Here is an 8,562-nt window from a genome sequence, read left to right as displayed (position 1 = left end):
TCGCCAGGACAAATGCATTTAAAAACTGATACTTATAGGCTTTTTTCACGTCATTGACGCAGTAACTGACAATCAGAAATATTCCTGCAATAAAGGATATCCCGTTTCCAACCAGAATATTCCATGCCAAATCCATCATATGATTTTTTCCGTAATCTCAACTGCAGAGGCAACCATTTTAGGACAGATTTCCTTAAAGAGATTATTGTTCCGTGCTTTTTCAACACCCTCCGGAGTGCTGATATCGCATCCGAGCAAATCCCTGCAGATAAAAGATCCGTTTTCTTTTTCAAATTCTGAAAAAAACCTGTTTGAAAGTTCATCACATGTCTTTTTATCCTCACCATGCTTCAAGCCGATGGCCATTAATGCACCGGTGCATGCTCCACAGACTTCAGCCTGGCGCATGCCACTTCCAAAGCAGGCTCCGATTTTAAAGGCTTCACTTTTGGAAAGTCCAAACTCTTCACAAAACACGGCAAAAACTGCCTGTGAACACATATATCCATTATCAAATAAGTAAACTGCTTCATCAACACGAGTCATGATAATATATATGAACTTCAATCAATTTAAAATTTTTCTAATTTCATTGATATTCAATTCGACAAATTCTCTGTATTTGGGATTAGATAAAATTTTATATTGCTTCATATTGCTTTTTTCATAGGCCTCCGCCATCAGATTCTGCAAATCATCAATATCACTACTCAATATGAGATTCAACATGTCTTTTTCATGGTCAGATAACTTTTTCAAACGGGCAGTAATAGCAGAGTGGAACTTTAAAACAAGATTGGAATTTTTTTTAGCCATCCTCTCAAGCAGGAATGCTGGAACAAATTTAAAAAGATGTTGATACATTTTTACGTCTTCATATGTAATTTTATCTCGCATAATACCATATCCTCTTTCACGTATTTATATATTGAAATCAATAATATTTAAAATTAAAAGATTGACCAATGAATAAAGTTAAATAGAAAAAAATTGAATTATTGTAAAACACACATCAATTATTTTTTTTAATAGCGTTACTTTAACCTCCTTGCATAGTCCAGATGAATGCCAATATGTCCGATTGCAAGTACGAGCACTGAAAAAATTAAGAAGAAATTCATCTTATAGATTCCTAAAAACAGAAATGCCAAAACGGGAAGGGTTGCACCTGCAACAGGAATGCCCAAAAAGTTGGAATACATGTCTTTCATTGTTTTAGGACTTCTGAAGTACTTAATCCAATACAATTCATAGAGTATCATGAATATGAAAGCCAGAATCAGCATCAATATCCATGGAGTGAAGATAATATCATCAGCAAAAAATATGGAACAAATAATCAAAACCTGTCCAATCCGTTCAATTATTGTCAAAATCCTATTTTCATCTTTTGAATAAGCATCATAATCTTCAGGTTTGTTTTTCGCCCAGATAATATTTGGAACAAAGAGCATTATCAAAAATATTAAAGCAATATATGAAAATCCGAAATTCATTTAATATCCCAACCATCATAACATCAAAAAAAATATGTATGTACAGTATTCATTTCCTGTATTTCAATCCTATTTTAAATGCTTTATCAATAAAATCACCAATTTCAAAATAGCTATGGCTTACATCATCATAACACAAAGGATTTAATTTTTCATATGAAATTTTGCCTTTTTCATTTAAAACATCCTCTTCTGCCTGGACATTAACGATTTCACCCGTTATCTGAGTATGTGATCCGACTTCAGCAGTATGCATCACCCTACATTCAAGAGATATTTTAAACTCATTTATTATCGGTGCATTAACTTTTTCAGCATCCTTAAAAGTAAATCCTACATCTTCAAGCTTGTTGGTGTCATATCCTGAAGCGATTCCAATATAATCCGTTTCGGCTCCATGCTCAACACTTGGAAATGCAAGGCAAAATTCATTGGAATACAGAATACTTTTAAGGGTTTTTCTTTTTAAAGTAGTGTTAATGGCTATCATTACTGCCGGCGGATGATGAGAACACATTGCTGCAAAGGCAAGTGTACAGCAATCGGCATTGCCATTTTCATCATAGGCAGATACAACAACGGCAGGTGCCGGAAACATCATTGTTTTTGGATTCAGATTGACTTTCATGATTATACATTTATACATTAATAGTAAATAAATTGTTTTAAAATAAGAAAATACTCTATATTCATAGAGGTTAAAATTAAATCTGTTCATTTACTCCAATCAATCATGAAAAGAAATTTTCAGAGGAATTAAAAAAGTATTATATAGCAGTTACGAGTTATAGAATGCTACACAGTGGTGATAACATGCAAAAAATACATAAAATACTAGCAATTATAGTAATTTCAATAATGGTCCTTGCTGGAGCATTTGTATTATTTACCAAAAATACTCCAAGCGGAAATGGACCATCATATAATGCAACTGCACTGAATCAAAAACTGTCCATCAACATGAACAACTGGAGTTATGATTCGGAAAATGACATATATTATCAAATTGGACTCGTCTACTGTATGAATCCGAAAGACCCTAAATATGAATCCTGCGGAATATATGTTCCCGGAAAATACTTTAATGCAACCAAAAACCCGAATGGAACATGTACATGTACCGCAAATGATTCCAATAAAATCCAAATTAGGATTTCTTTTTTTAATTTTTACTATTAGGATAGTAAACAGCTATAATAAGTGATATAATGAATACTGCCGTTGTGATTAAACTGGATTCCGGTCCAAAAGCTCCCCCATTTATCAGATTTTGACCCACCTGGCTGAATTTCATTATTGACGGTGTTGTATAACCGCTTACATTAAATCCAAGTATGATTCCCTGTGAAAAGTTCCATGCAGTATGAACACCACCACAAACCCAAATATTATCAAATCTTAAAAATATCACCGCAAAGACCATTCCAACGATGAAAATATTGACAATAGACAACAAATCTATTCCAGGACTGAATAAATGAGGAAGTGCAAAAACAATACAGTTAATTACCATTGCAAGAAATATACTGTGTCTTTTGAAAAAATAGGTTATTGTCCATCCGCGAGCATACATTTCCTCACTGAAACACTGTATTGCAAAGAGAATGAAATATGGAATTACTAAAATTAAGGAGGACAAGTCATATCCTTCAAACCTAAATTGTCCAAGCAGCATACCTATTGCCACCACAGCACTAAACATTAAAAAACCGAACAAGAGACCTTTCAAAGTTGAAGAAATTCCATTGCCTTTAGAAAATCCGATACTCCTCCAGCTGCGCTTTTCTATTTTAGTGACATAGAAATAGATTACAAATGGAACAATTATAAATCTGCCTAGGGTAACAAATATGTCTTCCTTTATCGGACTATATATCATGAATATATAACCGAATATTTTTAAAATAATAATTAACAATATAAATAAACCAATATAAATTCCTATTTCTTTTATTGAAGACATTTCTTCAACATTACTGCGCACTTCCTTTAATGTTTCAGAATTGTCTGCAAATTCTTTAATAATGGACAACATTCTTTCACCAGACATTTTCTAAATATAATCTGTAATTGTTTATATATAATTATTAATATTATGAAATTAAAAAAATATTTGGCGAAAAATTAATTGAATGATTAATATTCATAGCCTGTTAAGAGCAAACCGCCAAAAATTAGATGGGTTACCTCTCAAAAATTGGCAAATCCTACCACCATTTCCAACATTTAAAATAGTAAAAAAAGAAGAATGACTATTTAATTTCATTAATTATTGGATTTAACTTATCAAAATCTATGAAATCAACTTTTTTACCATACGTCTCTATTATAGCTTTTATTTCAGCTGTTCTTTCCTTTTCTTTTAATCTTTTTGATCTTTTATAAGCAAATGCCATCATAGTTTTGTGTTTCAAATTAAGAATAGAATAATCTATTCCACCCCTTAAAAAATAGACATTAACTTGATTATACATATCCTCTGATAGTTGTCTTTCTATTCCATCCATTATCCTACCAATATTCCCTTTATCATTAGGGTCTGCCAATCCCACTGTTGCAATTACGATTTTCTTATTATGACAATCTTCGATTTTATTTAAAGTTTTTTTCATACCCAGGACCCTGCCCGCATACAAAGCTCCCAGATATATTATTGTTTCATATTGATTTATATCTTGAATATCAGTATATTTTTCTGCTTTGATACCAGTTTTTTTAGATAATTCTTGAGCATATTGTTTTGTTGTTCCATACTGTGAACCATAAATAATTATTTTCATAATATTGCACCATGATTAAGTCTTTTTATGTAATGTTAATTTATTGTTCCATTTATTTTCTTATTGCCCCATTATATATTTTAGTTTATGTTATAAAAAATTAATGAAAATTCTATGAAAACTTTAAATAATTAGTAAAAAAGAAAATAATTAATATTCATGGCCTGTTAAGAGTAACCCACCTTCTGTTTTAACAGCATTCATCTTAGCGAACTACCTTGCCTACAACAGTGATCATCAGCAACTTTGTTCTTGCACCTTATGGGGTGGCCGTTTCACCGATTCTTTTAATGTCCTCAATTAAATATCATCGTCAACCATTAAAAGCCGTGTCGTTTCTGCTCCATTGCCATGCCTCTCAGCATACATCTTTCAATGCCATAATCTGTGTGATGGGCGGAGTTTCCTTAGTTAAAATAACCAGCAGCTGTCTTTAACTTGCCATGAAAATATTAATTAAAAGTAGCAGGGCCTAGATTTGAACTAGGGATCTCAGGGTTATGAGCCCTGCGGGATCACCAGACTACCCCACCCTGCTATAAAAACAAAAATAATTAACATATATACTATGTCTTAGATAATATATAAAAGTTTCTATAAAATGACAATGATGGAAACCTAAGATATTACAGAAAAAAATTTTTTAAAGCATTAAACCTATTAACAGCATCATATTATTTTATATATTATAAAAAAAATACACAAGCATCTCTAAAAATGAATATGAATATAGACAAAAAAAATAATAAATATTTAATAATAGTTAATTTCAATATTAAAAATAGAGGATTGAAATGGAAATAGCTCACATAGAACTGCTAGCATATATTTTAGAAATCATTGTCTTCTTAATTTTAATGGTTATTTTTAGATTTGTTTTTAAAAAACTTAAAAACACATCAAACAAACTATTTGATTTGAAAGAATATTTTCCTGAAGAAGAAATCCATACATTAAGACAAATATTTTACTTGATAATGATGGGATTATTATTCGTAGACATTATATATTCCATAGTATATGTTGAAGACGACTTGCTTTTATTTGTAATATTTGATATTCTTCTTTCACTATATATTTCAAGCAAAATAGACAAAAACTCTTTAAAAAATAAAATTATACTATTATTAATAATTCCATATGGTTCACTTAATTATATCCTATTTAACAATAGCCTCATAGGAATAATGGACATAATCCATGTTCCGGCATTAATGTACTTCATTAAAATATATTACGATAAATTTAGGGAATACACTAAGTCCAATGGTCTGGGAATGAGTATACTTTTATTATTCACCATAATATTTATCAGTTTCTTTATAACACAGCTGGCAGAACATGTTACTCCATTAAATGCAATAAATATGGTTTCAAATGCTTTTACAAGTAATGGTTATGCAGTTTTAGGATCAACAAGTATTGGAAAATTAAATTCAATATTTTTAGTTTGGGGAGGATACCTATTATCCAGTGTAGGTACTGCGACTTTAGCAGCAGGAATATTGAAAAGATACCAAGATAGTAAAAATGAAGAACTGCATGAAAGAATTGATGAATTAAATGAAAAAATAGATAACTTAGAAGATTTGATTAAAAACAAAGATTGAATCATATTATTTCATCAAGGTCTTATTATAGTGTATTCCGGGACAAAAATAGTAAAAAAATAAGAGAATTATTTTTCTAAAGCTTCGATTCTCTTATCCAAATCATTTAACTTTTCTTCAGTAGCTTCCTGGAATTCTTTAGAAGATTTTTTGAATTCCTGATAATCTTTATCAAGTGCATCAACAGATTTTGTGGTTTCAGCAAACTTGGCTTCAAGGTCTCCCAAATCATGTTTTGTTGCAAGTGACCAGTCTTTAATCAGTTCATCACTTTTTTCATCCAAGAAGGAATCAAGTTTTTTGGAGAAAGCATCTGTGTTGATGCTGGCCTTATCAATGTCGCTCAACTTAACTTTTATTCTTTTAGTTACAGATTCTGAATCTTTATCTTTATTTAAATCCTTATATTCAGTATTTTTATTAAGCACCTCATTCATATGGGCATCAGCACTTGTCGGAATATAAGACTTGAGCTTGTTCATAGTGCCTGGAGTGTTAAGTAAATAATAGTACACTAAAACAGCGATAGCAATTACTAAAATGATTATAGCGACAGCTTCAATAACTTCCATAACTACCACCTATTTTTTTGTTTTGTTGAGCTTCTTTTCTTTAGCTTCGATTTCCTTAAGCATCTTCTCTAATTTCTTTTGTTCAGTCTGAGCTTCCAATCTTGCTAATCTCTCATTTATTTGACTGTGTAAAAAACCAATCTCACTTCTTACATCATTAGTTGATTGTCTAATAGCTTTAAGAGAGTCTTGCTGGTCTTGAGGTAAAGGAATAGGATTATCCATTAACCTTTTAGATTCTATGTCTTTTTCGACCATAGACATTTTTTTAAGTTGAATTTCTTTTTCAAGCATATCTACAGAGGTTCTAGCTTGAGCAACTTTTCTCCATTGGTAAACAATTATAATGAGAACTAATGAAACAATTAATAATATAATTAATAAAAACATTTGATCCGGAATTGCTGGAATATTCATATCCATAAGTTGACCTCCAATTAATAATTAAGATATAATAAATATTTAAATCTTATTAAATATAACATTTATTATTGAAAAGTGATAATTATGATTGACTCTTATATAAAATCTGGAAAAATAGTTTCAAAAATACGCTCAGATGCATCAGAAATGATAAAGGAAGGATGTTTGGTATTGGATTTAGTGGAATATGTAGAAGGAGAAATATTGAAAGAAGGTGCAGGAATTGCATTTCCATGCAACGTATCCATTAATGAAGTTGCTGCCCATTATACATCCCCAATTAATGATGATACAGTAATCCATGCGGGAGATATGGTCAAACTGGATTTGGGAGCGGAAATAGACGGCTGCATAGCAGATTCTGCAGTGACCATACTGGCAGGAGGAAACATTGATGAAAACTACTCCCAGGATGAAATCAACATGCATGAAGAAATTATTGAAGCCTCAGCAGCAGGTCTTGAGGCTGCAATAGCAACAGTGAGGGCAGGAGTTGAAGTGGGAAAAATTGGTGCCGCAGTCCATGAGGCAATAGAAGACTTCAATTTAAATCCGATATTTAACCTGACCGGACACAGCCTTGAGCAATATAACCTGCATGCAGGAATTTCAATTCCAAACTATGACAATCACGATCCTTATGTTTTGGAGGAAGGTCAGGCAATAGCCATTGAACCCTTTGCAACCAACGGTGTAGGATATGTAAACGATGCCCCAGGCCACTATATTTTCTCATATATGGCAAATAAGCCTTTCAGAATGAAATCAACCCAAAAAGTGCTTAACCATATCCAGAACAACAATCAGTACCTGCCGTTTTCAGGCCGGTGGATAACCGAGAAATTTGGTGAAAGGAGAGGAAACATTGCATTGAAACAGCTTGCCGATGCGATGGCAATCTATCCATATGCACCTCTGAAAGAGAAAAAGGGCCACTTCGTTTCACAAAAGGAACATACAGTAATTGTAGAAAAAGAAGGTTGTACAGTTACAACATTATAAGAGAGTTCGCTCTCTTCATTACTATTTTTTAAAAAAAAGAAAAGAAAAAGAAAGAAGTTTAGTAAATTGTAGGGATACGTACTCCCATTTTAGCTCTTCTTTCACGTTCTTTGGTATTTTTGTCTTTTTTACCTTTAGCTAATTTTTCAAGTAAAGGAAGACCTGGTTTTACGTCATCCATTGGTTTAGTTTCAATAACACCAGCATCAACTGCTGCTTTAAAGATACTTTCACCGTCGTCAGTTCTGACTAAAACAGTGGACCAACCGTCAGGTGATCCTACAGAACCGGTGGATACATCAGCCCATTCAGCAACGTAATCTTGACATACGTTACATCCAGCTTGTTCGTATCCGTGAGTTTCTTTAATAGCTAAACCTTTGTCTTCACCGTCTTTAGTTAACCAGAATTTACCTTTACCGATGTCCATTTTACTAGCTTCAGTTAAGGAGTCAAATCCTAATTTGGAAGTTGCAAAAGTATCAAGAGAAGCCATAGGGAAGTTTTCCATACAGTAAATACCGATGATTAAGTTTACTTTTTCGGTAACAAATCTGGTAAATGGATAAGCTTTAGCTTTTCTTAAACCTTGTACTTGACATGGAGTTGCAACTACACCGACTTTTTCAAGACCGTTTTGACGAACAGCATCTTTTAATGCAGATAAAGTTGGGGACAT

General features: G+C 32.2%; 12 protein-coding genes, 1 tRNA gene and 1 other RNA gene. 3 read left to right on the top strand and 11 right to left on the bottom strand.

Annotated elements, in window-relative coordinates; translation table 11 throughout:
• Positions 1 to 135: 135 nt before the first annotated feature.
• The 4 genes from ACKI3Q_RS01300 to ACKI3Q_RS01285 form a co-directional block, all read right to left on the bottom strand.
• Positions 136 to 546 (bottom strand): C-GCAxxG-C-C family protein, encoded by a 411-nt coding sequence (locus ACKI3Q_RS01300; protein WP_407413524.1) that lies wholly within the window; start codon positions 544 to 546, stop codon positions 136 to 138.
• Positions 547 to 567: 21 nt separating this feature from the next.
• Positions 568 to 897, bottom strand: a complete 330-nt coding sequence (locus ACKI3Q_RS01295; RefSeq protein WP_407413522.1) for a hypothetical protein — start codon at positions 895 to 897, stop codon at positions 568 to 570.
• 137 nt (positions 898 to 1,034) lie between these two features.
• Positions 1,035 to 1,496 carry a hypothetical protein gene (locus ACKI3Q_RS01290; protein WP_407413520.1) on the bottom strand — a complete coding sequence of 154 codons (462 nt, stop codon included), beginning with the start codon at positions 1,494 to 1,496 and terminating at the stop codon, positions 1,035 to 1,037.
• A 49-nt stretch (positions 1,497 to 1,545) separates the two neighbouring features.
• Positions 1,546 to 2,124 carry a flavin reductase family protein gene (locus ACKI3Q_RS01285; protein ID WP_407413518.1) on the bottom strand — a complete coding sequence of 193 codons (579 nt, stop codon included), beginning with the start codon at positions 2,122 to 2,124 and terminating at the stop codon, positions 1,546 to 1,548.
• A 185-nt stretch (positions 2,125 to 2,309) separates the two neighbouring features.
• Between ACKI3Q_RS01285 and ACKI3Q_RS01280 the strand changes: the two genes are divergently transcribed.
• Positions 2,310 to 2,675, top strand: a complete 366-nt coding sequence (locus ACKI3Q_RS01280) for a hypothetical protein (RefSeq protein WP_407413516.1) — start codon at positions 2,310 to 2,312, stop codon at positions 2,673 to 2,675.
• Here the strand turns inward: ACKI3Q_RS01280 and ACKI3Q_RS01275 are convergent.
• From ACKI3Q_RS01275 to ACKI3Q_RS01260, 4 genes are all read right to left on the bottom strand, one after another.
• Complete coding sequence (locus ACKI3Q_RS01275; protein ID WP_407413514.1) at positions 2,659 to 3,531, bottom strand: CPBP family intramembrane glutamic endopeptidase; 873 nt, start codon at positions 3,529 to 3,531, stop codon at positions 2,659 to 2,661. The two genes, ACKI3Q_RS01280 and ACKI3Q_RS01275, sit on opposite strands and share 17 nt — an antisense overlap.
• Before the next feature lie 217 nt (positions 3,532 to 3,748).
• Positions 3,749 to 4,276, bottom strand: coding sequence for a flavodoxin domain-containing protein (locus ACKI3Q_RS01270; RefSeq protein WP_407413512.1), 528 nt, complete (start codon positions 4,274 to 4,276; stop codon positions 3,749 to 3,751).
• Between the two features lie 162 nt (positions 4,277 to 4,438).
• An RNA gene (gene rnpB / locus ACKI3Q_RS01265) (RNase P RNA component) lies at positions 4,439 to 4,718 on the bottom strand.
• Positions 4,719 to 4,739: 21 nt separating this feature from the next.
• A tRNA-Met gene (locus ACKI3Q_RS01260) sits at positions 4,740 to 4,814 on the bottom strand.
• Between the two features lie 256 nt (positions 4,815 to 5,070).
• Between ACKI3Q_RS01260 and ACKI3Q_RS01255 the strand changes: the two genes are divergently transcribed.
• Positions 5,071 to 5,886 carry a hypothetical protein gene (locus ACKI3Q_RS01255; protein WP_407413510.1) on the top strand — a complete coding sequence of 272 codons (816 nt, stop codon included), beginning with the start codon at positions 5,071 to 5,073 and terminating at the stop codon, positions 5,884 to 5,886.
• A 68-nt stretch (positions 5,887 to 5,954) separates the two neighbouring features.
• Here the strand turns inward: ACKI3Q_RS01255 and ACKI3Q_RS01250 are convergent, their stop codons facing one another.
• Both ACKI3Q_RS01250 and ACKI3Q_RS01245 read right to left on the bottom strand, forming a co-directional pair.
• Positions 5,955 to 6,458 carry a hypothetical protein gene (locus tag ACKI3Q_RS01250; RefSeq protein ID WP_407413508.1) on the bottom strand — a complete coding sequence of 168 codons (504 nt, stop codon included), beginning with the start codon at positions 6,456 to 6,458 and terminating at the stop codon, positions 5,955 to 5,957.
• A 9-nt stretch (positions 6,459 to 6,467) separates the two neighbouring features.
• A complete protein-coding gene (locus ACKI3Q_RS01245; protein ID WP_407413526.1) occupies positions 6,468 to 6,875 on the bottom strand; it encodes a hypothetical protein in 408 nt (135 codons plus the stop codon).
• 90 nt (positions 6,876 to 6,965) lie between these two features.
• On the opposite strand from ACKI3Q_RS01245, the gene map reads away from it, so the two are divergent.
• A complete protein-coding gene (gene map, locus ACKI3Q_RS01240; protein WP_407413506.1) occupies positions 6,966 to 7,883 on the top strand; it encodes a type II methionyl aminopeptidase in 918 nt (305 codons plus the stop codon).
• 58 nt (positions 7,884 to 7,941) lie between these two features.
• Here the strand turns inward: map and ACKI3Q_RS01235 are convergent.
• A partial coding sequence (locus ACKI3Q_RS01235; RefSeq protein WP_407413504.1) for a Coenzyme F420 hydrogenase/dehydrogenase, beta subunit C-terminal domain occupies positions 7,942 to 8,562 on the bottom strand: 621 nt, incomplete at its 5' end.

This window comes from Methanobrevibacter sp. (assembly GCF_045636185.1).
GTDB lineage: Archaea > Methanobacteriota > Methanobacteria > Methanobacteriales > Methanobacteriaceae > Methanocatella.
This window is presented reverse-complemented; position numbering and strand designations above follow the sequence as displayed.

Excerpts from the sequence above, each read along its gene's own strand:
- ACKI3Q_RS01300 (WP_407413524.1), bottom strand. The coding sequence starts at position 546 with ATGACTCGTGTTGATGAAGCAGTTTACTTATTTGATAATGGATATATG.
- ACKI3Q_RS01295 (WP_407413522.1), bottom strand. The coding sequence starts at position 897 with ATGCGAGATAAAATTACATATGAAGACGTAAAAATGTATCAACATCTT.
- ACKI3Q_RS01290 (WP_407413520.1), bottom strand. The coding sequence starts at position 1,496 with ATGAATTTCGGATTTTCATATATTGCTTTAATATTTTTGATAATGCTC.
- ACKI3Q_RS01285 (WP_407413518.1), bottom strand. The coding sequence starts at position 2,124 with ATGAAAGTCAATCTGAATCCAAAAACAATGATGTTTCCGGCACCTGCC.
- ACKI3Q_RS01280 (WP_407413516.1), top strand. The coding sequence starts at position 2,310 with ATGCAAAAAATACATAAAATACTAGCAATTATAGTAATTTCAATAATG.
- ACKI3Q_RS01275 (WP_407413514.1), bottom strand. The coding sequence starts at position 3,531 with ATGTTGTCCATTATTAAAGAATTTGCAGACAATTCTGAAACATTAAAG.
- ACKI3Q_RS01270 (WP_407413512.1), bottom strand. The coding sequence starts at position 4,276 with ATGAAAATAATTATTTATGGTTCACAGTATGGAACAACAAAACAATAT.
- ACKI3Q_RS01255 (WP_407413510.1), top strand. The coding sequence starts at position 5,071 with ATGGAAATAGCTCACATAGAACTGCTAGCATATATTTTAGAAATCATT.
- ACKI3Q_RS01250 (WP_407413508.1), bottom strand. The coding sequence starts at position 6,458 with ATGGAAGTTATTGAAGCTGTCGCTATAATCATTTTAGTAATTGCTATC.
- ACKI3Q_RS01245 (WP_407413526.1), bottom strand. The coding sequence starts at position 6,875 with ATGAATATTCCAGCAATTCCGGATCAAATGTTTTTATTAATTATATTA.
- map (WP_407413506.1), top strand. The coding sequence starts at position 6,966 with ATGATTGACTCTTATATAAAATCTGGAAAAATAGTTTCAAAAATACGC.